Genomic DNA, 25806 nt, shown 5'->3' with positions numbered 1-25806 from the left:
TCGAGTTCTGCGACTTCCCCCACCTTTTTGGGTAAACTATCCCTAGACAACACTTTACCCAAATTATCCGAAATGAGGGGACGCCCCGTGACAACTCACAAGTCACCCAATAGATTAGCTAACGAAAAATCGCCCTATCTACTGCAACACGCCCACAACCCGGTGGATTGGTATCCATGGGGAGATGAGGCTTTTGCTAAGGCGCAAGCCGAGAACAAGCCGATTTTCCTTTCAGTCGGCTATTCGACCTGTCATTGGTGTCACGTAATGGAACGCGAATCCTTCGAGGATTCAGAAGTCGCAAAGCTCCTTAACGATCACTACGTAGCCATCAAAGTAGACCGCGAGGAGCGGCCGGATATTGATGCGCTGTATATGTCGGTGTGTCAGGCGCTGACGGGGAGCGGGGGATGGCCGCTGACGGTGCTGCTGACGCCGGAGAAAAAGCCGTTTTATGCCGGGACGTATTTCCCGAAGCGGCAGATGTTTGGCCGGATCGGGCTGATGGATGTGCTGGAGCAGATCCACACGAAGTGGGAGCAGGACGGCGAAGCGCTGAATAAGCTGGGTGATGACCTGCTTGATGAGTTGCATACGCTCGACCGTAAGAATGCTTATAATTCGGCAGATGTGGACGGCGGTATCCCGGGTGATGAGTTGCTGCATGAGGCGTATGAGCTGTACCGGCGCCAGTTCGACGAGGAATATGGCGGGTTCGGCAATGCGCCGAAGTTCCCTTCGCCGCATAATTTGTCTTTCCTGCTGGCGTACAGCCAGATGCACAATCAGCCGGAAGCGCTCCGCATGGTGGAGAAGACGCTGGAGTCGATGTACCGGGGCGGCATGTACGACCATGTTGGCTTCGGGTTCTCGCGGTATTCCACGGACCGGGAGTGGCTGGTTCCGCATTTTGAGAAAATGCTCTACGATAACGCACTCCTCGCGAACGTCTATCTGGAAGCCTTCCAGATTGCCGGAAAACCGCTGTATGCGGAGATTGCCGAGCAGATCTTCACCTATGTGCTGCGCGATATGACATCGCCCGAAGGCGCTTTCTACTCTGCGGAGGATGCGGATTCGGAAGGGGTGGAAGGGAAGTTCTACGTCTTCTCCCGTGATGAGATTGAGGAAGCCCTGGGACTGGAAGATATGCATTCGTATTGCCATGTCTACGGGATTACCCCGGAAGGCAACTTCGAGGGTGCCAATATTCCTAATCTGCTGCAGGGGCTGCCGGAAGAAATGGCGGAGCGCATGGGCATGAACCCGCTGGGACTACGGACCCGGATGGAGGAATGGCGCGGGAGGCTGTTTGAGTACCGGGAGCAGCGCATTCACCCGCTCAAGGATGACAAGGTGCTTACTTCCTGGAACGGGCTGATGATCGCGGCGCTGGCCCGAGGAGCCAAAGCGCTGCAAAAGCCGGAATATGCCAAGGCCGCAGAAGCAGCAGCGAATTTCATCTGGGATAAGCTGCGGCGTGAGGATGGACGGCTGCTGGCCCGTTACCGGGACGGGGAGGCGGCGATTCCGGCTTACGTGGATGACTATGCCTTCCTGATCTGGGGACTCAGCGAATTATATGAAGCTACGGGTCAGGCGGTTTATCTGGAACGGGCGTTGACGCTGAAGGATGGGCTGCTGGAGCTGTTCCACGATTCCGAAGGCGGAGGCTTCTTCTTCACCGGCCATGACGGGGAAGAACTGCCTATCCGCTCGAAGGAATTGTATGACGGGGCTATTCCGTCCGGGAATTCAGTAGCGGCGAAGCTGCTCTGGAAGCTGTCGGTGATTGCCCAGGATGTGGAGTTAAAAGGCATCGCCGAGCGTACCGCTGCGGTGCTATCGTCTGCAGCAGCGGAGTATCCGCCGGGTTATGCGATGTATTTGCAGGCCCATCTGGCGATGGCCTCCGGCGGCAGGGAATGGGTGCTCTCCGGCAAAAAAGAGGACCCGGCGCTGCACGGAATGCTGGCTCAGGTTCAGCAGGCCTATCTGCCTGACGCTGCGCTGATCGTCAACTGGGAAGGGGATAGCGAAGGTATTCTCCGCCTTCTGCCTCATTTGGCGGACAAACCGGCGATCCGCGGCGATGCAACCGCCTATGTCTGCAGGAACTTTGCCTGCCGTGCGCCGGTTACGAATATGGAGGCGGTCCGGGAGCTTTTGGCCTCCGGCAATCGCGAAGGGTAGTATATAACACAAAGAGCAGCCTGCGGTTTGGGCTGCTCTTTGTGTTAAGCACCTTTTCAAGATAATCTTATCTGACGAAAGGAGCATAGAAAGAATCCGCAGGAATTGCCTGTGCGGCTCTACGCATATGTTCGTTCATGGCAGCAATAATCCGTTTACCCGGCCAATGGTCCGGCAGCAGCTCATCCGGGAGATACGGGTCAGCCATAAACAGCCCGCTTAATTCCTCACCCATCTGCAAATATAGCAGGAATAGCTGTAGAGGCTGCCCCGCCGGAAGTGCATCCAGCAAGGACGGAACGTACTCCTCCTGCAGCCAGACCGATTTTTGCTGATATAAGGCTTCGATTTCGTCCAGCTGCCAGATCGCTCGTGCTTTATGAGGCGTGATGGAGCCTTCCTGGAATTGGCCTTGCAGGATGGACACTTTGCCTTCCAGCTCCAGCTTCTGGATCTGTACTGCGACTTCATCGCGATAGTTCCATGGTGAAATGTACACACTGTTATATAGAAGACCATAGCCCAGCTGTCCGAGCGCCGTACGGAACTGGTCGCGCTTCTTGCGTTCGGATTCAGGAACCTCCAGCATGACCACATCCCAGGTGTGGTCCCACTTTTCCTGATACCGGGCGGGCTTGCTGTTAATCGCTTTAATGTAAGCGAGGCCCTCGGCGGTGACGCTGTACCAGGAGCGTGACGGGGAAGCGATATAGCCTTCTTTTTTCAGACGGGACAGGGCATTGCGGATATAGGTGGAGGTGTACCCCCTTTGCTCGTAAATCTCAACAAACTGCTGGGCGCCCATCTGCTCCACCTTGGACAACAGGAACAGCATGGTTTTCTCAACGGACAGCAATGTTCTTCACACCTCTCTTGACAGCTGGCAGAAATGAATATATCATAAAAACGAACGAACGTATTAAAAATAGTTATATTGTATCGTTTCAGAAGTATGTCTGGTTTCAGAGCAACTTGGTGTCATTGTAACGTAAACTTTGGGTTTTTGCACGATTCATTCCCTGAATGCCCATTGAAATTAACAGCGAAGAGGAGAGGAAATCAATGAAAATTATCTACCACGGCCATTCCTGTGTTCAAATTGAGGTGGGCGGCAAATCGCTGATTATTGATCCTTTCATTAGCGGCAATGCTGCAGCGGTGACGAAGGTTGAGGATATTAAGACCGATGCGGTGCTATTAACTCATGCCCATATGGACCACATTCTGGATGCCGCGCCGATTGCCAAGAATAATAATGCTCCGATTGTAGCTAATGTGGAGTTAGCCTCTTACCTGGAGGGGAAGGGCGCCCAGACGATTGGCATGAACATCGGGGGGACGGTGGATCTTGGTTTTGCCAAAGCGACGATGATCCATGCCTTCCACACCTCCAGCATTACACTCGAAGATGGACAGAGGATCTACGGGGGGACGCCTGCGGGCTTCATTATTGAAGCTGAGGGCCGCACCATTCTGCATGCAGGGGACACCGGACTGTTCGGAGACCTGAAAATGTTCGGGGAGCTGTATGACATTGATCTGGCTATTCTGCCGATCGGGGGACATTTCACCATGGGGCCTGAGCATGCACTCATCGCCGCTAAGTGGCTGGGAGCGAGACATGTACTTCCGGTACACTACAATACCTTCCCGCCGATCCGTCAGGATGCGGGTGCTTTCGTTCAGGCGCTGGAAGAAGAGGGAATCAGAGGCTCGGCGCTTGGCTATGGTGAGACGCTGGAGCTGTAAGGTTGCAGGCAGAGGATTAAGGATGAACTGACAGATACGTGATTTAAAATGACTTAACAGCCGTTTCTATGCTTCCGCAAAGAAACGGCTGTTTTGGTATGGCGCATGACTTACAGGGCGAACCTCGACAGCTCCATGTTGAATTTATCGCGTTCGTCATAGAATAATCCGTGGCCGCTATTCTCGAAGGGGATCAGTACCGACTGACGGATTCCTTGATGCTGTGCCTCGGCCAGCGGGAAGAAGCATACCTGATCATGAATACCGTGCAGAATCAGCGTAGGCACCTGTATCCGGGGAAGATCATCAAACAGCTCTTCCTCCAGCCAAGCTTTGGAGACAGCGATGGTGGACCAGCTTGCGGCTTGCAGTCCTAATTGGAAGAACCAGTCTGAGAATGGCTGGGACACCTTTTGATAGAAGAAAATTTCACCGAAATCATACAGCATCTTGGGCCGGTCATCGTAGGTAGACTGAATGATCTGCTCAATAGCCTCTCTGGTCGTCCCGTAAGGGAAGCCCGGCCGCTGAATCAGACTGGGGGCTGCCGAAGCGAAAAGTGCAAGCTTGGAGACACCATATCCCTGGTGCCGGGCCATATACCGGATCGCTACGGCTCCGCCGGTTGAATGTCCGCCGAGCGTAATGTTCTGCAGTCCGAGTGCCCCAATCACACAGCGGATATCATCAGCTAAGCGGTTATAGTCGTACCGGCCCAGCGGTTTATCCGAATTGCCGAATCCCCGCATGTCCATTCCGATGCAACGGTAGCCCATCGGCACCAGCTGGTTGTACTGATATTCGAACATCTGGTGGTTAGCAGGCCAGCCATGGACGAAGAGAATCGTTCGGCTGCCCAGCGGGTTGATATCATTAACATAAATCTTCACGTTCGGTTCGACTCTGATCCAATGCTCCATATAGCTTCCCTCATTTATCCGTTGTATGGTTTAATTGGTTTATATTATTCAGGTACCTGAGGAAAGTGCCTAGAATACAAGCATTTGGATTGACAGCAGCTGCATAATGACAAGCGAACAACAATCAGTCAACGGAAAGGAAGATTCATAACCATGAATAATGTTCTAAGCAATATCCGCTGGAAAGAGCAAAGTGCGGAATATGAGGCGATTCTGCAAAGGGCAGATGAGGCGGTCATTACCCCGCTCGAGGGCGGGCTGGAAGCCGAGGTGTACAGAGTTACACTGCCGGATACAGAGCTTGTGTTCAAAATATGGAACCGGGATTCCCGGCCGGATATCTCTATCCAATATAAAGTGCTGGAGCAGATGTACCGGCAGGGCCGTGCGGTGTCACAGCCGTATGCCTGGGGCTTGGACCCCGTGGACAACCAGGTGCTGTTAACCAGCTTTGACGGTGTGCCTCTCACGGAAGCGAATACCTCGATTCTTACTGCCATAGCAGAAAATCTGCTGGATATACATAGGCTTCCAATCGATTCCTTAAGCGGTATAGAAGTACCCGCATATGATTTCGCAGATTACTTCTTTCCGGAGTGGGGAGGTCAGCCGGAGATCAGAAGGCTGGCGCTGGGGCTGGCGGACAAGGCGGGAATAACCTCGCATCATCTGATCCATGGAGACTATCATGCGGGCAATATCCTGGAGGCAGCCGGAGCCTACACCATTATAGACTGGACAAATGTCCAGCTGGGCGATCCGAGATATGATATAGCATGGTCTATTCTAATTATCTGGGTCTATGCGGGGGAGCATTACGCAGAAGTCTATCGTTCAGCATTTCTTGCAAAGAGCAGTTACACTGTAGCAGAGCTTGAACTATTCGAGGCGCTGGCTTGTCTGCGCTGGCTCCAGCTGTACAGAACTACAGGTATTCCGCTGCAGCCGGATACGCTTGCGATGATGCAGGCTATTCTGGAGCGCAACGGGCATTTGCCGGAAGGTCTGCTCTAAAGGTGCCGTAAATGATATTGGAATTTGACTGTGGTATGATCAGGGCAGACAAGGTATCAATTTCAAATCGGGAGGCGGAAGCAGGGAATGAATACTAGAATGCTAGGCGGTAAGCTGCAGGTGTCTGCACTTGGACTCGGCTGCATGGGGATGTCCGATTTCTACAGCGGCAGGGATGAAGCGGAGTCCATCCGCACGATTCACCGGGCCATGGACCTGGGAGTTACTTTTCTGGATACGGCAGATATGTATGGTGTGGGAAGGAATGAGGAGCTGGTCGGAAAAGCCGTTAAAGGCAGACGGAACGAGCTTGTGCTGGCGACCAAATTCGGTAATGTGCGCAGTCCGGAAGGGCAGATGCTCGGCATTAATGGCCGTCCGGACTATGTGAAGTCGGCTTGCGATGCCAGTCTCCTGCGGCTTGGTGTAGATCATATTGATCTATATTATCAGCACAGGGTAGATCCAAACACGCCAATTGAAGAAACCGTTGGTGCGATGGCTGATCTCGTTGCAGCAGGCAAAATCCGCTACATAGGGCTGTCTGAGGCAGGGCCGGCTACCATCCGCCGCGCTCATGCCATTCATCCGGTAACGGCGCTGCAGACCGAATACTCCCTGTGGAGCCGTGAGGTGGAGGACGAAATTCTGCCGCTTGTCCGCGAGCTGGGTATTGGTTTCGTTCCGTACAGTCCGCTGGGACGCGGGTTCCTGACCGGACAGATTCAGAGCTTCGAGGATCTGGCCGAGGACGATTACCGCCGCAACTCCCCTCGTTTCCAGGGGGATAATTTCAAGAAGAATCTGGATCTGGTGGAACGCATCAAGCAGATTGCTGCCGGGAAGGGCTGCGAGCCCTCTCAGCTTGCGCTGGCCTGGCTGCTGAAGCAAGGGGAGGACATCGTGCCGATCCCGGGAACGAAACGGACGAAGTATCTGGAAGAGAACGTAGGTGCACTGGACATAGAGCTGACCGCTGAGGAGCTGCAGCAGATTGATGAGGCTGCGCCTCAAGGGGCTGCCTCCGGCATGCGTTATCCGGAGCAGAGTATGAGAAGCTTGAATCTGTAGCAGCTGCACTTAGGGAACCAGCAGCTAAAAGTGTGCGTTTTATGATAAAAGAGGAGCCGCGTAAGGTATGCGGCTCCTCTTCTTTTTTGGATGCGGGTAATGTTCAGCTGCTGCCTATAAAGGGCAAGCTACTTATTGCGTTCAGGGTTCTGCGGCTTCACGCGGGCGGGTCTGGATACCCAATTGCTGCGGTTCATCGGTTTCACCGTATCAATCCGCGGATTCGGAGTCTCCTCGGGGCTGATGTCCTCTGCTGGAGCCGTCTCTGCTGTACCTTCGGATTCTACGTTAGCGGGGGTCTTTTTGGACAGGCCGGCACCATTATGTTTGCCTCTGTTCCACACTTTGTTCTTGCTCATCGTTACACTCCATTTCTATTCACTTATGCATAAACCATATCATAAGACGGGAAGTTAAGAAAGAACCTGATGCAGCTATTGGTAGTCGCAGAGAGTAACAATCCTTCAGGCAGAATAGTCTGCTGAGCTGTGAAAAATAACACTAAGCACAAAAAAACGCTTTTGACAAGTTATAAATTGTACTATTGGTTTACATAAAAGGTGACTATACTAGTATAGAATTGAAAGGAGAGCACTCTGATGCCCATCAAGATTATAACGGATAGCGGTTCCGATTTACCCCCAGATTACGTAGAGCAGTACGACATTTCTATTGTCCATTTGCCGGTTCATTTCGGACATGAACTCATGCCTTATGATACGGACGCGAAGACTTTTTATGCGAGAATGCATGAAGCGAAGGAATTACCGACTACGGCAAGCCCAAGTCCGCAGGTATTCCTGGACAATTTCAAACAAGTGGAAGCAGGCACTGACATTATGGTCATCTGCATGTCCTCCAATATCAGCAGTACTTATCAGACCGCAATGATCGCCAAGGAGATGTACGAGGAAGAAGGACATCCGAATGCGATTGAAATTATAGATTCCAAGCTTTTTTCAGGCGGACTGACACTGATTGTGGCTATGGCAGCGAAATGGTCGCTGACGGCAGCAAGTCTGGCTGAATTGAAAGATAAAGTGATGCACAAGGTTGAAGAAACCACTGCTTATTTCACACTGGATACTCTGGAGAATGTGATCAAAGGCGGGCGGCTGAGCCGGATCTCCGGTGCTGTGGCTTCTGTACTGAACATTAAGCTGCTGCTGAAGATCAGCGACGAGGGAACTGTTGAAGTGGTCGAGAAGACCCGGGGACTTCCTAAGGCACTGAGTCATCTGCTGGCCAAGCTGGATCAGAAGCAGCATGATTATGAACAGGCGGTCATCGCCATCGTCCATAGCAATTGCGAGATGCTGGCGCTGGAAATCAAGGAGCGTATTCTGGAAAAGCATCCCTTCAAAGAAATTTTGCTGTCCACCATGGGACCTGTGATGGGTACATATGCAGGACAGGGCGGAATCGGCGTTGCTTTTTAGGCTGCTGCAGCAGATTTAATGGAGAATAAGTGAATAGCTAAGCCGTATACAAGGACTTTCCGGTGTACGGCTTTTTAGTTTGCTTTGGTATAGAGGCGGAGGAATTACAGGAAGCGGGGTGGAGGGACGGCAGCGGGCTAGGCACCCTGGGCTGGGCATGTGCATAGAATGTAGCAAATCCATTTATACGGAGGTTAAACATTCATGTCGACATATCATAGTGGCCCGCAAACAGCGGTTATCTATCAGGCTGACCCTGCGGTGGTCCAGCATCTGCACGGTGTCCGCGATTCTCTGCACCAGTCCTGCAAGCCTTATTTGAACCATAATGTGAAGGTACAGACCATCGATGGACAGATGCATGAAGGCACCATTGCCGGCATGGACAGCAAACATCTGTACCTCACGGTGACTATAACTACAGAAATGGGACGCGGATACTACAACCCATATTACAACCCATATTACAAGCCTTATCCAGGTCCAGGCTATCCGTATCCGGGGCCGGTAAATAATAACGTCATCCTGCCGCTGGTATTATTCGAACTGCTGGCTATTTCGTTAATCTGAGGCGGGTGCGGGCCGGAGAGTTGCCCGGATGCGCGCTTGACCGCTGCGGCTATTGTAATAAGTGCTGTGAGTAGAGGGGATAACCTGCTCATGAAAAAATAACCGGATCAGCATCTTGCCGATCCGGTTCTTGTGATACGCCCATGCTGGGCGTACCACAAAAAAACCGCCCGCTGAATGAATCAGCAGACGGTATTCAAGTTTTACATAGTGACAACAGCGGTGATTTCTTCGTCCAGCTCCAGGCGTACATTTTCACGGTAGGCACGGATGCCGTATTCGCTGTGCAGATAACGCAGAATCGATTCAATCAAATTGGATTCGACCAGGAACTGGCTGCGGCCCTGAACCCAGACCTCTGCGGTGTAGCCGGTGTCTTCATCCCAGCTAAGCTCCACCCGGACTTCCTCCACCCGTACAGCTTTGCGTTCAGCCATATGCAGGCAGATAGCATTGATAATCTCGTCCATACTGAGTACGGTAACACTCATTAGTAACGCCCGTCTCTTTCCTGCATTCTGCGCCGTTCCTGTCTGCGCCGGAAGAAGGACATGATCATCATAACGACAAGATAAATGGCCAGCATGTTAATGAAGAGGCCGATGATATTGCCGAAAGCGCCCATGCCGGAGAACATTCCGCCGAAGAGGAAGCCGGCGATCCCGCCGATCATCAGGCCTTTCATCAGGCTGCCGCCGCTGAAGAATCCGCGGTTTGCATTCGTTGTGCTTCCGGCTGTGGTGCCTTTGGTGCTATCACTTTGTTTCACATTGTTTGTTGTTGATTTCTTCGGGGTAGTGGTGAATCCCCGGCTTCCCGATTTAAAGCCGCCGCCACGGCGGGCATCTGCAAAGTCAGGAGCAGTTACGGCAAAGAATAGAGTGAAGGCCATGACGATCATCATTACACGTTTCATTGATTTCATTTAGTACGAGAACCTCCCAGAAGTTTGGTAAATACAGACATTCCAGAATCTGCAGCGGACAAAACCATTCTTTTAACGATTAGCATCCGTCTTGTTCACATTAGTTTCTGTGTGTCTGCCCGGTAATACGCAGGTTACCCTCAGGAGGTTTCAAATTTTAATAATCACAAATAGAAATGTTAACTGGCTTCAAGGTTCCAGCAGGCAAAAAAAAGTGCGTGGATCCAGGATCCACGCAAACAGGCGTGGATCCAGGATCCACGCAAACAGCAGTTTCAGAGAGTTGCCTTATGCTCCGCGTATCCATCCGAGACAAGCTCAAGCGCTCCGGTTGCCGGATCGATGATCATGCCGTGAATAGGTACGTTTGGGGGGAGTAAGGGATGGCGCTTGATCAGCTCCACAGTCTGAATTACCCCTTCCTCCACATTGTCAAACCCGCGCAGCCATTTGGTCAGCTTAATTCCCGAATTCTCCAAAGTATCGAGCACCTGCTCCGAAACACCGCGTTCCTTAATAGAATTGATCATCCGGTCCGCATTCAGGGAGGCCATGCCGCATTCATAATGCCCGACGACGATAACTTCATCCGCATCCAGCTCATACAGCGCAACCATTACGCTGCGCATTACGCTTCCGAACGGCTGGGAGATGACGGCTCCGGCATTTTTGATGATTTTGACATCACCGTTCTTGAAATTCATCGCTTTGGGCAGAAGCTCAACTAACCGGGTATCCATGCAGGTGATGATCAGCATTTTTTTATCCGGAAAGCGGCTGGTCAGATAGGCTTCGTATTCTTTTTCCTCAACAAAATGCTTGTTAAATTTCATAATTTCTGTGACCTGACTCATGAGCATGCTGCCTCCTCAAAGTTAAATGATAATAGACTTCTTCTGAAATCCCCTCGTACAGCCCCCCCTTGGGAAGCTTACGCAATAAGTTGTTATTCATTCTACATCTTCTTGCCGCGAACTTAAAGTCAGTAATCAGAATTCCCCGGGTTCACGGTATTCATTAGAATATAAGTATTTCAAATTGAAGATGTCTATTCTGAATTTGATTATAGCCATTAATAAAAGTATCATCAAGAGGAGTGGATAAATTAGACAAGGGCAGGTGCTCAACCAATGGAACAATTGGTCAAAGAAGAGTGGGATAAATTTAAAGAGCTGTTATCCAAAATCAGAGGCTATTATGAAGCTATTGGGCTCCTGGGCTGGGATTTGCGTACAGGTGCGCCGCGTAAAGGTGTGGAGATGCGATCAGCCACGCTTGGCATGCTGAGTGCAGAAGCGTTCAAACTGCAGGTATCGGAGGAGATCGGTGCTTTTACCGAATTCTTCAGCCGTCCGGAAGTGATGAGCCAGTTAAGCGATAATGAGAACAAGATCGTGAAGGATACCCGCAAAGAGTACAGCCGCAGTAAGAGCATTCCTTCCAAAAAATTCGAGGAGTACTCTGTCCTGTCCGCCCATGCCCAGACCATCTGGGAAGAAGCCAAGGATAACAATGATTTTGCCTCCTTCGAGCCTTACCTGACCAAGATTGTTGAGTTCAAACAGGAGTTCATCGATTATTGGGGAGTAGAAGGCTCACGTTATGATACGCTGCTGGATATGTATGAACCGGATCTGACGGTGGCCAAAGTGGACGACATCTTCAGCCGTCTGCGCAGCCGTCTTGTTCCTCTTGCCGAAGCGATCAGCGCGTCGCCGAACAAGCCGGATACGGAATTCCTGAGTCAGATTTTCCCCAAAGAGCAGCAGGAGAAGTTCGGCCTCTTCCTGCTTGAGCAGATGGGCTACGACTTTGAGGCAGGACGTCTGGATGAAAGTGTGCATCCGTTCGCTACGGGCCTGAATCCCGGCGATGTGCGCATCACAACAAACTATCTGCTGGATAATGTGACCAGTTCGATCTTCAGCTCATTGCATGAAGGCGGACATGCCCTGTACGAGCAGAATTTCGGTGAAGAGATTATTGGTACACCGCTGGCTCAAGGCGCATCCATGGGGATTCACGAGTCCCAGTCCAGACTATGGGAGAATATGATCGGCCGCAGCCGGGCCTTCTGGCAGCGTTACTACGGCGATTTGCAGCAGCATTTCCCGGAACAGCTTGCTAATGTGGAAATGGAGGATTTCTACCGCGCCATCAACAGTGTAGGCAATTCCTTCATCCGCATCGAAGCCGATGAGCTGACTTACAACCTGCATATTATTGTACGCTACGAAATCGAGAAGCTTATTTTCAATGAAGGGCTTGAAGTGAAGGATCTGCCGAAGACCTGGAACGCGAAGTATCAGGAATATCTCGGCATAACTCCTCCTACGGATGCGCTTGGCGTGCTGCAGGATGTTCACTGGTCGGGAGGAGACTTCGGATATTTCGCTTCTTATTCACTGGGCAACATGTACGCGGCCCAAATGCTCAATACGCTGCGCAAGGAGTTGCCGGAGTTCGAGGAGCTGATTGCTGCCGGGAACCTGCTGCCGATCAAAGAATGGCTCACGGACAAAATCTACCGCTACGGTCAGAGCCTGACACCCTCGCAGATTATCGAGCAGGTAACAGGGGAGCCGCTGAATCCGGATTATCTGGCGGATTATCTGGAAGCGAAGTACACTGACCTGTACAAGCTGTAACCGGAGAAGTATTCCTTGCGGCTGCCGTAAGCTGGAAGGACCTCAGGGAAAGAGCTATAATAGAAGGAAACCGCAAATGGAAGGAATAGTGGGATGGCTAATACTCACACTTACAGCCGCAAGGAAGAGGTTGCGAACGCGATTACACACGGGATTGGTGCAGTATTAAGTATTGCTGCGCTGGTTCTGCTGGTCGTATATGCTGTCCAGAATGGTACGGCCTGGCATGTTGTCAGTTTCTCCATATATGGGGTAACTATGCTGCTGCTGTATTTTAATTCAACAATGGTGCATAGTCTCAGGGACGGCAAGGCGAAGGACTTCTTTGAATTCCTCGACCACTCTTCAATTTATTTATTTATCGCTGGAACGTATACACCCTTTATGCTGGTGGCGATCCGGGGGCCGCTGGGCTGGACTTTATTCGGAATCGCCTGGGGAGTAGCGGTATTCGGCGTCTTTTTCAAAGCGTTTTTCGTCAAAAAGTTCCTGTTCATGTCGACCATATTCTACATCGCCATGGGCTGGATGATCGTGATCGCCTGGAGCCCTCTGTCTGAGGTTGTGGCCAGCGGCGGCATGACTCTGTTGATGGTAGGCGGTCTGCTGTACACGCTTGGCACAGTTTTTTATGTGTGGCGCGGCTTCCCGTACCATCATGCCATCTGGCATTTGTTCGTGCTTGCAGGGACGATTCTTCACTTCTTCGTTGTATTCTTATACATCCTGCCGATTCACTAAGCAGGCCGGAATTTACCTCCGAAATGCCGGTTTCGGGCAAAGAAAAGGATGACAAGCAAAAAGGCTTGACATCTTTCTTTGTTTTCGGTATCATAAGGGACGTTGTGAAGCTGTAAAGTGTTTTTCCTTGACGAAGGGAGTGCCCTTAATGAGTCAGGAGAATAGGCTCGAGAAAACCAACCGGATCAACCTGCTATTTGCTTTCTACGAACGGCTGCTTACTGACAAGCAGCAAACGTTTCTCAAATATTATTTCCACGATGATTTCTCCCTGGGAGAGATTGCTGCGGAATTTGAAATCAGCCGTCAAGCTGTGTATGAGCATATTAAGCGGGCGGAGCAAGTTCTTGAGAATTATGAAGAGAAGCTTGGACTGCTGTCCAAACATGAAGACCGCAACAGATATTTAGAAGAACTGCGCAGACTGCCGGACAATGGGATGCTGCCTGAGCAATATAAACTGCGGTTCACGGACATCGTGGATCGTTTGCAGAGGTTAGAGTAGCATGAAGGGAGCAAGCCGCATATGGCATTTGAAGGTTTAACCGGAAGATTGCAGAATGTGTTCAGCAAACTGCGCGGCAAAGGGAAAGTATCCGAAGAAGACGTAAACGAAGCCATGCGCGAAGTGCGGCTGGCCCTTCTGGAAGCCGATGTTAACTTCAAAGTCGTCAAGGACTTCGTGTCCAAGGTGAAAGAGAAGTCCGTCGGCAAGGAAGTGATGGACAGCTTCACGCCAGGCATGGTCATTATCGATATCGTTAACAAGGAACTGACTGAGCTGATGGGCGGAAGCCAGGCGAAGCTGGCGAAGTCGAACAAGCCGCCGACCGTCATTATGATGACAGGTCTGCAAGGTGCAGGTAAGACAACCACTTCGGGCAAGCTGGCGAAGCTGCTGCAGAAGGGCAATCACCGCCCGCTGCTCGTAGCGGCTGACATCTACCGTCCTGCGGCGATCAAGCAGCTGCAGGTGCTGGGAGAGCAAATCAAGGTTCCGGTCTTCTCGCTGGGTGATCAGACAAGTCCGGTGGAAATTGCCAGACAAGGTGTTCAGCATGCGAAGGACAATAACCTCGATTATGTCATTATCGATACTGCAGGCCGCCTGCATATTGATGAAGAGCTGATGGAAGAGCTGAAGCAGATACATAACGTCGTAACTCCTGACGAAGTGCTGCTTGTAGTTGATGCCATGACCGGTCAGGATGCCGTGAATGTGGCTGACAGCTTCAACAAACAGCTGGAGCTTACCGGCGTAGTGCTGACGAAGCTTGATGGTGACACCCGTGGTGGTGCCGCGTTGTCTGTCAAGGCCGTAACCGGCTGCCCGATCAAGTTCGCCACTCTTGGCGAGAAGATCGATGCGCTGGAGCCGTTCCATCCGGAACGTATGGCATCACGGATACTCGGCATGGGCGACATGCTTTCGCTGATCGAGAAGGCTCAGGCCAATATCGATACCGAGAAAGCGAAGGAAATGGAACGTAAGATGCGTAATGCGGAATTTACGTTCGATGATTTCCTGGAGCAGATGGATCAGGTCAAGAAGCTTGGTCCTATCGATCAGATTCTTGATATGCTGCCTGGCATGAACAAAGCCAAGGGCATGAAGGATCTGAAGGTTGATGATAAGCAGATGGGACGCGTCGAAGCCATTGTTCATTCCATGACCAAGGCCGAGAAAGCCCAGCCTGAGATCATCAACCACAACCGCCGCAAGCGTATTGCTGCCGGCAGCGGTACCAACGTCGCCGAGGTTAACCGGCTCATCAAGCAGTTCGATGAAATGCGCAAGATGATGAAGCAGTTCTCCGGCATGATGGGCGGCGGAGGTAAGGGCGGCAAGAAGAACGCCATGAAGCAGCTTAAAGGCCTTGGCGGCAAGGGCGGTATGAAGTTCCCTTTCCGTTAATCTTTATAAGGTTTACCATAGATCAGATATAGTACAAGGGTTTTGATCTTTATAGATCAGACATAGTACAACATCAGATGATCGAGAGTGCTTTTGATCTTAATCTCTTGATCTTAGTCTCTGGATCTTAAAATCTTTCAATCTTTTAATCTCTACCCTGTATCAAGGTAACGCCGCAGTCAAGCGTATCCCGCAGGGAAGAAAAGCGATCCTGCTCCAACATCTCCAGGTCCCGCCAGTCTGAACGCCTACGCTAGTTGCACTTAGCCGGGTGTCCAGAGGGCAGAGCCCTTGGGGCCCTCCCTTGGAAGGGAGGGTTTGGGAGGGATCGAAAATCCTTGATAAAGGTTTGTCCCACCAGTCTGAACGCCTACGCTAGTTGCACTTAGCCGGGTGTCCAGAGGGCAGAGCCCTTGGGGCCCTCCCTTGGAAGGGAGGGTTTGGGAGGGATCGAAAATCCTTGATAAAGGTTTGTCCCAAAGGTTAACAATATTCCGATATTCTTATAAGGAGGTGAATTTCGTGGCAGTACGTATTCGTTTGAAAAGAATGGGAGCACATAAAGCGCCTTTCTACCGTGTAGTGGTTTCCGATTCCCGGTCCCCTCGTGACGGTCGTTTTATCGAGGAAATCGGTTATTATAATCCGATTGAAGTACCGGCAATCGTTAAGATTGATGAGGAAAAAGCTCTTAAATGGCTTCAAACAGGTGCACAAGCATCTGATACCGTCCGCAACCTGCTTTCTAAGGCTGGCGTGATGAAGAAGTTCCATGAGCTGAAGCAACAGAAATAATGACTGATTGCGAGGGTCCTCTATGGAAGAATTAGTTGGTGTTATTGCTAAGGCTTTAGTGGATCATCCAGAGGATGTGACCGTACGGACCGTGGAGAAGGATCACCTGATTGTCTATGAGCTCTCCGTACATCCTGATGATGTCGGTAAGGTCATCGGCAAGCAGGGGCGGATCGCCAAAGCGCTTCGTACCGTAGTTACATCTGCAGCAGTCAAGAGCGATAAACGCGTTACCGTAGATATTTTATCTTAAGTGTGCGTACAATGAGGGGCTAGGGATAGTATATCCCGGCTCCTTTTTGTTGAAATATATAGAGGTTCGAAACTTTGTCAAAGGAGAGGATCACATGACGGAAGAGTTAACAGTAGGCAGACTGGTGAATACCCACGGTATCCGCGGAGAGGTCAAAATCCTGTCGCATACCGATTTCCCGGAAGTGCGATTTGCACCCGGCAAAAAGCTGCTGCTGATTCCGGCGGACGGAAGCCCGAAATTCGAGGTGACGGTAGAATCCGCGAAAGAACACAAAGGTATGTATATAGCCAAGCTGAAGGGCTATACCAATATTAATGAGGTTGAGAAATATAAGGGCAGTATGCTTAAAGTGCCAAGCGATGACCTGGTGGAACTGCCGGAGAATGAATATTATTTCCACCAAATCGTTGGCTGTGAAGTGTACACCGATGAAGACGCCAGCCAGCCGCTGGGTACAATCACGGAGATTCTGCAGCCTGGTGCCAATGACGTCTGGGTGGTGAAGCCGGCCAAAGGCCAGGATATTCTGATTCCGGTCATCAATGATGTAGTGCTTGACGTGGATATCGAGGCCAAAAAAATCACGGTGCACATTATGGAAGGGCTGCTTCCATGATCCGGATTGATGTGCTGACACTCTTTCCGGAGATGTGTGAAGGTGTATTCGGCACAAGCATACTCGGCAAAGCCCGTGACAAAGGCATCGTATCGCTGAATGCCGTGAACTTCCGTGATTTCTCAGGAAACAAGCATAACAGCGTAGATGATACGCCGTATGGCGGAGGCGGGGGGATGGTGCTTAAGCCAGACCCGATCTTTGCGGCGGTAGAGCATGTGCTGGCCGAGACCAGCGCTGAAGCAGGTGCGGCTGAATCCGCTATAGACCCGCCGGCGAAGCCGCGGATTATTCTCATGTGTCCGCAGGGCCGGACGTATAATCAGCAGATCGCCGAGGAGCTGGCGCAGGAGCAGCATCTGATTTTCATCTGCGGCCATTATGAAGGCTATGATGAGCGGATCCGCGAGCATCTGGTGACGGACGAGCTATCGATTGGCGACTATGTACTGACCGGCGGTGAATTGCCTGCCCTGACTGTCATTGACTCGGTAGTGCGGCTGCAGCCGGGGGCACTGGGTAACGAGACCTCTGCAGTAACTGACTCCTTCAGCACGGGGCTGCTGGAATATCCGCATTATACCCGTCCTGCGGAATTCCGCGGCTGGAAGGTGCCTGATATGCTTCTGAGCGGACATCATGCCAACATTGAGGTATGGCGGCGCGAGCAGGCGCTGCAGCGCACACTTGAGCGCAGACCGGACCTACTGGAGACAGCAGAGCTTTCTGCGAAAGACAAGCTGACACTGAAGCGGCTGCAGGAGCAGGCAAGCCTGAATAACAAATAAATGAAAATTGGGCCCGGAGAAGAGTCATAGATAGCGTCTTTTTAACGTATATTACGTTAGGGAGGCGTTTTTTGCTATGTGCTGAGAAGTGGAGACTGATCAAATCCATAGAACAAATTAGCAGACACAGAAGATTCACACAAAAATAAGAGCGGATGTGCGTTAATGCCCTTTTTTTAGGGTAATGAATAGGGGTGCCGCGATCATACATGCAGCTTTAGACGCAGCTAGCTTAATTATCGAAAGGAATGACTGAAAGTGACTACGAATACGCATGAACCCTTCAAGCCAGCCGTGGACACTGTCCACAAGGAGGCGGAGCCGCTCCGCACAGTAAGCGATATTATTGATTTCTATAAGAATCGTAAATCGTAACCCTCTAACTCAAGGAATGAACAAGACCCTGGCAGCAGGTTCCATAGGCTCAGTGATACTGTAGCAGAACACACAAATAACCGCTAAAGACAGACGGACCTAAGGTACGCTGGCTTTAGCGGTTATTTATTTTGTGATGGAGTGTAGAGGAACAGGTCTATAGACGCAAAATAACCCGTCTACATTCTGATCCCATAAAAAAAGACCGTCCGTAGACGGTCTTTCTACCCGAGGCGCTAGTTTGTTACTTTGATCCGTATCCCGCGCCACCAGGGCCAGTGATTCAGCCGTTGGTCCGGGTAAGGGATACGTTCAGCATGTCATGCTTGATGTGAACGCACCTCCTTTCCTTGTGCCAAGAGTATAGCATAGCTTATATGAAAAATCCATAAAATTTGAATAATAGTTTAAAAAATAAATATAAAATGTACTTGAAAGTAAAATAATTTAGGTTCGAATCCTGTTACTCCGATCCAAAAAACACTTCCGTCAGGGCCGTAAGCTCTGTGGAAGTGTTTTTAACTTTTATGCGAATAACGCTGGTTAAGCTCTACCCCTGTCTCTATCCTGGCGGGTAAGCATGATGATCCCGGTGACCAGCGAATATACAGCAACAACCATAAGCAGTACAATAGCCCAAGTATAATTGCGCACCGTGTAGGTGAGCGATGTGAATATGATGAACCAGGCGATACGAAGTACTCCTTCATTAATGAAACGTCTGCCTGCTGTGCTCATGATTCCTGCCTCCTTATGAATTGTAGATTATTGTTCACAGTCGTAAGCGCTTCAATTCGTATTATTAGCTTAATAATACCCCTTTTCCTCGAAAAATGATACACAATGTTCACAAGTTCTTGGATTCACAGCTAAAATAATTATAGACATTTGCCTCATGGCGATTGCCGTTACCGGCTTATCCCTCCCCTCATAAGATACAGAAATACGATTGAGGAGGAATCAGCAGATGGAAGCTTATTATAATTGTCTCCATTGCAAAAATAAGCGGGTGCGCATTATGACCACTGACGGCAAACGTCATGAAGGGATTATTGTGGATGTGGACCAGAACAATGTGTACCTGAAAACAAAAGGCAACGGCAAAATGAAAACCTCGGCATTCTATCCTGGAGGCGCAGGGAATTATTATGGAGGGTACTTCGGCTATGGCAGCGAAATCCTTACACTCAGCCTATTTACATTGCTGGCTATTGCGCTGATCTGATAAGAGCACAAATTAAAAAGTGGGCTCCTGGAAAACAGGAACGCCCACTTTTTTGTGTGCCGGCTGCCGGAGCCGCAGAGAATACTTGATCCCAATCTATAAGGGATGTCTAATTGTTAACGGATATTGCTCCAATCTGGGTAGTTAACGTTACCAGCGGACCGCCGCCGTTATAATCCTGCTTGCCGCCGGCAGCACCGGCTATATGCCCCAGCTCACTCTCAGTTTCCACAGTACATTGCACTGAATTGGCAAGATCGGCGGATATTTTACCTATATCGCTTTCAGCTTTAAGACTGCTGCCGCTATCCATACCGGAAATACCAAGCTCGATACTTCCTGTATTAGACTTAATAGAAGATTTGCCTGTAAAAACAGTATCCTGAAGGATGATGCTTCCGACATTGCTGACGATATCAAAGGTACCGTGCAGACCGCGGAGCTGTGTGGAACCTACATTATTATTGATCTCAACATGGTTCACTGTATCCGGAAGCTCAACTACATAATTAATACTGAAGTCTGAATGCCCGTATTCCTTCTGTGACCAGTCCCAGAGATTCTTCTTCGGGCTATCCTCTCCGTGAGCAGAGACGGTCAGCACGCCACTTTTATGTTCAATCGATACTTCAGCGTGGTCAAGTACTTCGGAGGCAGCGTCGTTAGACGAACGATGATGGACAACAACGGTGGCTTTGACAACAATCTCGTCCCCGGAAGCGGGAACTAAGCTGATTTCACCCAGAACATTATCAAGCTTAAATTCAGAGGCTGAACCCGCCGGCAGGGAGGTGGAGAATTCTCTGCTGATACCCTCATCATTAATCTTTTGTTCAATCCTGTCTGTTGTCGTCTGGACTGCATCTCCTAGCGTGACGGTTGCATTGCCGATGCTCTGCTTAACCGCCTCTGCGGCTTCCTGCTGGAAGTTTCCGGACAGACGCTGCTCCAGCTGATGATCTGCTGCCTCTTTGCCGGGAAGCTCCTTGCATCCTGCCAGTAAAGCGATGGAGAAGACGGCTACTGCTGCAATAATTGCGGTGTTGTGATTTTTCTTCAATATATTTACCCTCCTGAAGGTTAGTGATTTGCTTATGTATATTTATTATTATATATTATGGAAAATATATGGATAACGGGCTGGCGGCGGGTTGCTGTACTGGACCATAGTCCAGTAAGCCTGTTGACTACATTTTGATGATGCAATATGTTAAACTAGCGTTAGATCTAAAGACCGGAATAATCAATCCTGGCAGCTGGAACAGACCGGCACAGAAGGTAAGGCGGAACCAGGTCTGTTTACTATTTTGACTGATGAAGTCAGAGGAGCGGATGAGCCAAATGCAATATGCGGCGGTCTTCATTATTTTGTTGGTTGGTGCAGTTGTTTATGTAATTTCCCGCAACCGGATGAACAGGGAGCAGCCTGAGGCACCAAGAACGGTTAAAGCCAGCAACGTAATATCTATGGAAGGGCACCGCAAGGCTAAGCAGAATGCTGCAGATCAGCTTTGCTCTTCCTGTAAGAAGAAAAACGGCAAGCTGGTTTTTTATGCCCAGGATAACGGAAGTGTGGTTGGACTCTGCAAGGATTGCAAGGTCAAAGCGAAGAAAAGGGATATGCTGCCACTCTAAACAAGTAGAAACGCTATGCCGTCCTTAATAGGACGGTACCGTTTCAGCGGGAAATAGAAGGGGAATTTATAGTGCGAAGCATATATATTCTTCTATTTTGAATTTTATACTTGTCTTTATTTCTGCCGTGTGATAATATTATTTCTGTTGTGTGGAATACGGTGGTCCTCTGCGGATAATGAGGGAGAGCAATGGCTCTCCGGAAGAGGCAAGAACACCTGTACGGAAGGAGGAAGTCCTAAATGAATATCCTACAAGCAATTACGCAAGAGCAACTTCGCAAAGATATCCCGAGTTTTCGCCCGGGTGACACTTTGAAGGTGCATGTAAAAGTTATCGAAGGAACTCGTGAACGGATCCAGTTGTTCGAAGGCGTTGTAATCAAACGTCGCGGCGGTGGTATCGGTGAGACTTTTACAGTTCGTAAAATCTCTTATGGTGTTGGTGTGGAAAGAACATTCCCAATCAACTCCCCTAAGCTCGAAAAAATCGAAGTGGCTCGCCGTGGTAAAGTTCGTCGTGCGAAGCTGTACTATCTTCGTGAACTGCGCGGTAAAGCTGCAAGAATTAAAGAAATCCGTCGCTAGAATAGCGGCAAGTGAAAGGGGCTTGAATTCAAGCCCCTTTCGTTTATTCTTGCTATGTAATCAAAACCTTGAACTAAGAAATATGTGCCTTAGGAACAGCTTCTCCGAAAAGGCCTCCTGAAGGAGTAATCGCGGGGGAGTTTTTGGCAGGAGTTTTTTTGTATTGTATAGTGGAGATAACAACATATGGAGAGGACGGTGAACTATGCAGCAGGATTTGCAGCCAGGGCAAGGCGAGATTACAGAATCTAACAGCCAGAGCCCCCAGAAGCCTAAGAATGAAGTCCTGGAATGGATTAAAGCGATTGCGATTGCATTGGTTCTGGTTATTCTAATACGCTGGCTTTTGTTCAAACCGTTTATCGTGGACGGACCTTCCATGCAGCCTAACTTCCATACTGGCGAACGGGTTATTGTTAATGAAATTCTCTATGATATTCGTACACCTCAGCGTGGTGAAGTCATCGTATTCCATGTGCCGTCTGAAGGCAGAGACTTCATTAAACGTGTCATCGGTGTAGCGGGCGATACGGTGAAAGTTGAAGGGGATGTCGTAACTGTGAACGGCGAACCGGTAAATGAAACGTATATCCAGGGCGCAATTGATGATGCGCATAATAACAACTCTTTGTACAACAATAAGAACTTCCCGAATGAAGACTTTACGGATGGCACAGTGCCGGAAGGACATGTGTTTGTGATGGGGGACAACCGCTCAGACAGTACAGACAGCCGGATGATCGGTTATGTGCCGCTGGGTGATATTGTCGGCCGTGCGGACCTTATTTTCTGGCCGGTAAAAGATATTACAGTAATTAACCATTAAGCTGACAGAAGTCAAAGGAGGTGACGGCAATGGCCATTCAATGGTTTCCTGGTCATATGACGAAGGCTAGACGGCAAATTGAGGATAAGCTGAAGCTGATTGATATTGCAATAGAACTGCTTGATTCCCGTCTGCCGCTTTCCAGCCGCAATCCGATGATTGACGATATTTTGCGGGATAAGCCAAGGCTGATTATTCTGAATAAAGCGGATCTGGCCGATCCGGAAGCAACGCGCAAGTGGCTTGCTTACTTCAAGGAACAGGGCCATGTTGCCTATCCTGTGGATGCTTCTACCGGGACAGGCATTAAGGAGATTCCTGAGCAGGTCAAGCTGCTGCTGAAGGAAAAGATTGACCGGCAGATTTCCAGGGGAATTAACCCGCGGGCAATGCGCGCATTGATCGTCGGTATTCCCAACGTAGGCAAATCGACACTCATTAACCGGATGGCGGGCAGAAGTATCGCGATTACCGGAGACCGTCCAGGGGTCACCAAGGGCCAGCAATGGATTAAGACAGGCGGGAATCTGGAGCTTCTGGATACCCCAGGTATCCTCTGGCCGAAGTTCGAGGACCAGGTTGTAGGCTATAAGCTGGCGGTAACCGGAGCGATCAAGGAAGAAATCCTGAACATTGAGGATATCGCGTTCTATGCGGTAAAATATCTGGTGAAGGATTACGGCAGCCGGTTCCAGGAGCGTTTCGGTATCGACAAGCTGCCTGAGGATCTGGAGAACCCGGACGAAATCGTTGCCGTGATGGAAGCGGTAGGACGTAAAAGGGGCTGTCTGCTCAGCGGCGGACGCGTAGATCTGGAGAAGGCTTCACGCGCACTCCTGCATGAGCTGCGCGCCGGCAAGCTTGGACGCTTTACGCTGGAGACGCCTTAACTTAAGAATGAATTGTGGAATGGAAGAGCCATCCGTATTTGTGGACTGGCTCTTTTTTGCGTGGCAGGACGGGGAGTTGGCGATGAGAACGGGTGAGTGCGGAGAAATGTTGTACTTAATGCAACTTTGGGCTATGGATAACTGGGTGTTCAGCTGGATTGTTGTATGAAATACAACAATAATCCCGTTAAGTCGCTTGGAGGAGGGGAAATGCTGCAATCTATACAACATTTTTGGATTGGGGGGGAATAGTGAAGGGAATGTTGTATTTGGTGCAGGAATGTTAATCGAGAGACTGTTAAGATGGAGCAGCTAACCCGACTATTTAATGGCAAGCAAGAATTAACGAAAGCGAAAAAAAGCAGAGGGGACTTTGGTCTTGTACGAGCGATAGCGGGCGGTTTGGTTTACCGAATTCAACTGCGAACAGCGGATTAGATCAAGAAAACTGGTGGCGGGCAGCGGCTGGAAATCCAAATGTTCACCGCAGGGACGGCTGAGCTTCAAGTCAAAAAATCATTATAATGACGGATGACCATAATGGCCGCGTATGTTAAGCTGGCTAGTAGAGGAACCGGATAAATTGCTGATTGGCAGGTGGATAGAAGTGAGCACAATAGATATGCTGTTGTATGAAAAAGAAGGCTGGGAGCTGTCTTATCAGCACATTGCCGGTGTGGATGAAGTGGGCCGGGGCTGCTTGTTCGGGGATGTGGTGGCTGCTGCGGTAATTTTGCCGGCCGGGCTGATTATTGAGGGTGTGGATGATTCCAAGAAGCTGACGGCCAAGAAACGTGACGCCTTGTATGAAATTATTATGGATCAGGCGCTGGCGGTAAGTGTAGGGCATGTAGAATCGACGGTGATCGATGAAATAAATATTAAGCAGGCTTCGCGTCTGGCTATGCGCAAGGCGGTTGAAGGATTAAACCAGCAGCCCGATTATATGCTGATTGATGCAGAGAAAGTGGACTTGCCTTTGCCGCAGCGTTCGATCATCAAGGGGGATGCGAGCAGCCAGTCGATTGCTGCCGCCTCGATTGTAGCTAAGGTTACACGCGACCGGCTCTGTGAAGGCTTGTGGGAGGAATTATACCCGGATTACGGGATCAAATTACATAAAGGATACGCGACCAAGCTGCACCGCGAACAGATCAAGACGCTCGGTGTAACGCCTATGCACCGGCGTAGCTTCATCGGTAATATTCTTGCCGAGCAGCAGACATTGTTCTAAGGATATATGCAGTTATCAAAAGGACAGATAATTCCGATATTAAATAGAAGAGACAGGAGGCGGACAACATGAATATCGGATCACTCATTCGCGGCTTGCTCGGGGACAGCAAGGCGGGAGAGCCTAAATCTGTAGAGCTCAAGGAAGGTCAGGTTGTTCGCGGCGTTGTACTCAGCGTGTCTGATTCAGGCAAGGAAGCCGTGGTGCAGATTCAGGGGACGCCTGTCCGTGCTGAACTGGAAACACCACTTACGCCTGGACAGACACTGAACCTGCAAGTGGGTACACCCGGTGAGAACGGATTGCCGGTGCTGAAGCCCGTCTCTCTTGGTGAAGCGGCCCTTGCCTCACCGCAGAGTATGGGCGAAGTTATTGAATCGCTTGACCTTACGAATTCGAAGGCAGGGCGGGAGATTGTTCAGGCGATACAGTCCGGCGGGTTGGCATTGACCAAAGAGACGGCGGCGAAGCTGGATGCGGTTATGAATGCCAAGCCGCCTGGTGTGCCAGCCTCGGAATGGCTGGAAGCGGCCGTCATCTCCGTGAAGCGCGGATTGCCGGTTACAGCTGAGACGGTGAAGGGGCTGCAGCAGGCGGTATTCGGGCCGAAGCTGCATCAGCTGCTGGCAACGCTGGAATCGGAGCTGAACGTGTGGGCGCAGCAGGGTGATGCTGGTAAGGGTGCAGAAGCGGCAGGAGGGAATAAACCTGCGGCAGGAGTGCTCACAGGCGGCATGACAGCTCCTGTGAACGGGAATACGGTAACGGCTGGTGTGCTGCCGGGAACCCATGCAGATGCTGACCTTCCGGCAGTGAGAGCTGGCGCAACAGGTAATAATGCTCCTTCGGGGAATGCCGGTTCTGTAGAGACCCAGTCTGGATCAGGGCTGGTAAGTAACACTGGGAGTAATAATGGTAGCGGCAGTGCTGGCAATACGCAAGCAATAGGAAGTGCTGGACATGCTGCAGCAGCTTTGAGTGCAGATGCTGCAGCAGAGGGTGAAGTGCCTGGAGGCCTGGCGCAGAAACTGCCGTTGTCCGAGGCGGCGTCTGCCAATAAGGTTGTGTCCGCAGGAGATGCAGAGCCTGCTGGTGCCGCGCCTGCGGGAGCAGGAGCGGCCAAAGGAAGCGGCAGCACTGACCCGGCAGGCTCGGGAGCTGCTGCGGCTGGCCGGAACGAGGCCGCAGGAGTGCGGGAAGGCTCGGGAGCTGCTGCGGCTGGCCGGAACGAAGCCGCAGGAGCGCGGGAAGGTGCGGGTGCTGCCGCGCCGGTAAGCAGTGCTCCGCAGCCGCAGAGCACTGCATCGGGGACTGCCCTGCTCGCGAAGCTGCAGGGCGTGCTCACCGAGCTGCGCGGCACGCTGCCGCAGCTCGCTACAGCCCCGCCCGCCCCC

The 25806-nt window shown here is 50.7% G+C and carries 28 protein-coding genes and 1 pseudogene; 21 read left to right on the top strand and 8 right to left on the bottom strand.

Translation table 11 applies throughout. From position 1 onward, the window contains the following. The first annotated feature begins 87 nt into the window (after window positions 1-87). On the top strand, window positions 88-2193 hold the full coding sequence (locus tag QW71_RS32530; protein WP_373604798.1) for a thioredoxin domain-containing protein: 2106 nt from the start codon (window positions 88-90) through the stop codon (window positions 2191-2193). A 67-nt stretch (window positions 2194-2260) separates the two neighbouring features. Here the strand turns inward: QW71_RS32530 and QW71_RS32525 are convergent, their stop codons facing one another. Beyond that, window positions 2261-3049, bottom strand: a complete 789-nt coding sequence (locus QW71_RS32525; RefSeq protein WP_039309400.1) for a PaaX family transcriptional regulator C-terminal domain-containing protein — start codon at window positions 3047-3049, stop codon at window positions 2261-2263. Between the two features lie 206 nt (window positions 3050-3255). Here QW71_RS32525 and QW71_RS32520 point away from each other — a divergent pair, with 206 nt between their 5' ends. Beyond that, window positions 3256-3942: a metal-dependent hydrolase gene (locus QW71_RS32520; RefSeq protein WP_039309399.1), complete on the top strand. Its 687-nt coding sequence runs from the start codon at window positions 3256-3258 to the stop codon at window positions 3940-3942. Between the two features lie 110 nt (window positions 3943-4052). On the opposite strand, the gene QW71_RS32515 is transcribed toward QW71_RS32520, so the two are convergent. Then, window positions 4053-4862 carry an alpha/beta fold hydrolase gene (locus tag QW71_RS32515; protein ID WP_039309397.1) on the bottom strand — a complete coding sequence of 270 codons (810 nt, stop codon included), beginning with the start codon at window positions 4860-4862 and terminating at the stop codon, window positions 4053-4055. A gap of 153 nt (window positions 4863-5015) precedes the next feature. On the opposite strand from QW71_RS32515, the gene QW71_RS32510 reads away from it, so the two are divergent. Further along, on the top strand, window positions 5016-5876 hold the full coding sequence (locus tag QW71_RS32510; RefSeq protein WP_039309394.1) for a phosphotransferase family protein: 861 nt from the start codon (window positions 5016-5018) through the stop codon (window positions 5874-5876). An 87-nt stretch (window positions 5877-5963) separates the two neighbouring features. Beyond that, window positions 5964-6947 (top strand): aldo/keto reductase, encoded by a 984-nt coding sequence (locus QW71_RS32505; RefSeq protein WP_039309393.1) that lies wholly within the window; start codon window positions 5964-5966, stop codon window positions 6945-6947. A gap of 128 nt (window positions 6948-7075) precedes the next feature. Here QW71_RS32505 and QW71_RS32500 read toward each other — a convergent pair whose 3' ends face one another. After that, the gene (locus QW71_RS32500) at window positions 7076-7306 is read right to left on the bottom strand and encodes a hypothetical protein (RefSeq protein WP_039309391.1); all 231 of its coding nucleotides are present in this window, start codon (window positions 7304-7306) and stop codon (window positions 7076-7078) included. A gap of 240 nt (window positions 7307-7546) precedes the next feature. On the opposite strand from QW71_RS32500, the gene QW71_RS32495 reads away from it, so the two are divergent. Both QW71_RS32495 and QW71_RS32490 read left to right on the top strand, forming a co-directional pair. Further along, on the top strand, window positions 7547-8386 hold the full coding sequence (locus QW71_RS32495; RefSeq protein WP_039309388.1) for a DegV family protein: 840 nt from the start codon (window positions 7547-7549) through the stop codon (window positions 8384-8386). 204 nt (window positions 8387-8590) lie between these two features. Beyond that, on the top strand, window positions 8591-8956 hold the full coding sequence (locus QW71_RS32490) for a hypothetical protein (protein WP_039309387.1): 366 nt from the start codon (window positions 8591-8593) through the stop codon (window positions 8954-8956). A gap of 203 nt (window positions 8957-9159) precedes the next feature. Here QW71_RS32490 and QW71_RS32485 read toward each other — a convergent pair whose 3' ends face one another. The 3 genes from QW71_RS32485 to QW71_RS32475 all read right to left on the bottom strand — a co-directional run bounded on the left by QW71_RS32485 (window position 9160) and on the right by QW71_RS32475 (window position 10735). Then, window positions 9160-9447 (bottom strand): YxcD family protein, encoded by a 288-nt coding sequence (locus tag QW71_RS32485; RefSeq protein WP_039309385.1) that lies wholly within the window; start codon window positions 9445-9447, stop codon window positions 9160-9162. Next, complete coding sequence (locus QW71_RS32480) at window positions 9447-9872, bottom strand: membrane protein (protein WP_039309423.1); 426 nt, start codon at window positions 9870-9872, stop codon at window positions 9447-9449. Before QW71_RS32480 ends, QW71_RS32485 begins: the two co-directional genes overlap by 1 nt. A gap of 284 nt (window positions 9873-10156) precedes the next feature. Next, entirely contained in the window at window positions 10157-10735 is a 579-nt protein-coding gene (locus tag QW71_RS32475) for a carbonic anhydrase (protein ID WP_039309384.1), read from the bottom strand. 276 nt (window positions 10736-11011) lie between these two features. On the opposite strand from QW71_RS32475, the gene QW71_RS32470 reads away from it, so the two are divergent. The 8 genes from QW71_RS32470 (at window position 11012) to trmD (ending at window position 17640) form a co-directional block, all read left to right on the top strand. Continuing rightward, window positions 11012-12529, top strand: a complete 1518-nt coding sequence (locus QW71_RS32470) for a carboxypeptidase M32 (RefSeq protein WP_039309382.1) — start codon at window positions 11012-11014, stop codon at window positions 12527-12529. A gap of 93 nt (window positions 12530-12622) precedes the next feature. After that, a complete protein-coding gene (locus tag QW71_RS32465) occupies window positions 12623-13270 on the top strand; it encodes a hemolysin III family protein (RefSeq protein ID WP_039309379.1) in 648 nt (215 codons plus the stop codon). Between the two features lie 148 nt (window positions 13271-13418). Continuing rightward, window positions 13419-13775, top strand: a complete 357-nt coding sequence (locus QW71_RS32460) for a putative DNA-binding protein (RefSeq protein ID WP_039309377.1) — start codon at window positions 13419-13421, stop codon at window positions 13773-13775. A gap of 21 nt (window positions 13776-13796) precedes the next feature. Next, window positions 13797-15185: a signal recognition particle protein gene (gene ffh, locus QW71_RS32455; RefSeq protein WP_039309375.1), complete on the top strand. Its 1389-nt coding sequence runs from the start codon at window positions 13797-13799 to the stop codon at window positions 15183-15185. Window positions 15186-15707: 522 nt separating this feature from the next. Then, a complete protein-coding gene (gene rpsP, locus QW71_RS32450; RefSeq protein WP_039309374.1) occupies window positions 15708-15980 on the top strand; it encodes a 30S ribosomal protein S16 in 273 nt (90 codons plus the stop codon). A gap of 22 nt (window positions 15981-16002) precedes the next feature. Beyond that, on the top strand, window positions 16003-16233 hold the full coding sequence (locus tag QW71_RS32445) for a KH domain-containing protein (protein WP_019910364.1): 231 nt from the start codon (window positions 16003-16005) through the stop codon (window positions 16231-16233). A gap of 94 nt (window positions 16234-16327) precedes the next feature. Next, window positions 16328-16852: a ribosome maturation factor RimM gene (rimM, locus tag QW71_RS32440; protein ID WP_039309371.1), complete on the top strand. Its 525-nt coding sequence runs from the start codon at window positions 16328-16330 to the stop codon at window positions 16850-16852. After that, complete coding sequence (trmD, locus tag QW71_RS32435; protein ID WP_039309422.1) at window positions 16852-17640, top strand: tRNA (guanosine(37)-N1)-methyltransferase TrmD; 789 nt, start codon at window positions 16852-16854, stop codon at window positions 17638-17640. Before rimM ends, trmD begins: the two co-directional genes overlap by 1 nt. A 918-nt stretch (window positions 17641-18558) precedes the next feature. Here trmD and QW71_RS32430 read toward each other — a convergent pair. Then, window positions 18559-18753: a hypothetical protein gene (locus QW71_RS32430; protein ID WP_039309369.1), complete on the bottom strand. Its 195-nt coding sequence runs from the start codon at window positions 18751-18753 to the stop codon at window positions 18559-18561. Window positions 18754-18982: 229 nt separating this feature from the next. On the opposite strand from QW71_RS32430, the gene QW71_RS32425 reads away from it, so the two are divergent. Then, window positions 18983-19240 (top strand): hypothetical protein, encoded by a 258-nt coding sequence (locus QW71_RS32425; protein WP_039309367.1) that lies wholly within the window; start codon window positions 18983-18985, stop codon window positions 19238-19240. A 109-nt stretch (window positions 19241-19349) separates the two neighbouring features. Here the strand turns inward: QW71_RS32425 and QW71_RS32420 are convergent, their stop codons facing one another. Beyond that, window positions 19350-20300, bottom strand: coding sequence for a hypothetical protein (locus QW71_RS32420; RefSeq protein ID WP_039309365.1), 951 nt, complete (start codon window positions 20298-20300; stop codon window positions 19350-19352). A gap of 272 nt (window positions 20301-20572) precedes the next feature. On the opposite strand from QW71_RS32420, the gene QW71_RS32415 reads away from it, so the two are divergent. From QW71_RS32415 to QW71_RS32390, 6 genes and pseudogenes are all read left to right on the top strand, one after another. After that, entirely contained in the window at window positions 20573-20875 is a 303-nt protein-coding gene (locus QW71_RS32415) for a hypothetical protein (RefSeq protein WP_152679912.1), read from the top strand. Between the two features lie 242 nt (window positions 20876-21117). After that, window positions 21118-21462 (top strand): 50S ribosomal protein L19, encoded by a 345-nt coding sequence (gene rplS / locus QW71_RS32410; RefSeq protein ID WP_039309361.1) that lies wholly within the window; start codon window positions 21118-21120, stop codon window positions 21460-21462. A gap of 205 nt (window positions 21463-21667) precedes the next feature. Continuing rightward, window positions 21668-22288 (top strand): signal peptidase I, encoded by a 621-nt coding sequence (lepB, locus tag QW71_RS32405; RefSeq protein ID WP_039309359.1) that lies wholly within the window; start codon window positions 21668-21670, stop codon window positions 22286-22288. A gap of 29 nt (window positions 22289-22317) precedes the next feature. Further along, window positions 22318-23178 (top strand): ribosome biogenesis GTPase YlqF, encoded by an 861-nt coding sequence (gene ylqF, locus QW71_RS32400; protein ID WP_039309356.1) that lies wholly within the window; start codon window positions 22318-22320, stop codon window positions 23176-23178. Window positions 23179-23800: 622 nt separating this feature from the next. Continuing rightward, window positions 23801-24412 (top strand): ribonuclease HII, encoded by a 612-nt coding sequence (locus tag QW71_RS32395; RefSeq protein ID WP_235441615.1) that lies wholly within the window; start codon window positions 23801-23803, stop codon window positions 24410-24412. Window positions 24413-24480: 68 nt separating this feature from the next. Beyond that, window positions 24481-25806, top strand: a pseudogene (locus QW71_RS32390) (hypothetical protein); the annotation flags it as partial.

Source organism: Paenibacillus sp. IHB B 3415, from assembly GCF_000802655.2.
Lineage (GTDB): Bacteria > Bacillota > Bacilli > Paenibacillales > Paenibacillaceae > Paenibacillus_AQ > Paenibacillus_AQ phytohabitans.
The sequence above is the reverse complement of the archived record's forward strand: the minus strand, read 5'-3'. Positions and strand labels throughout refer to the sequence as shown.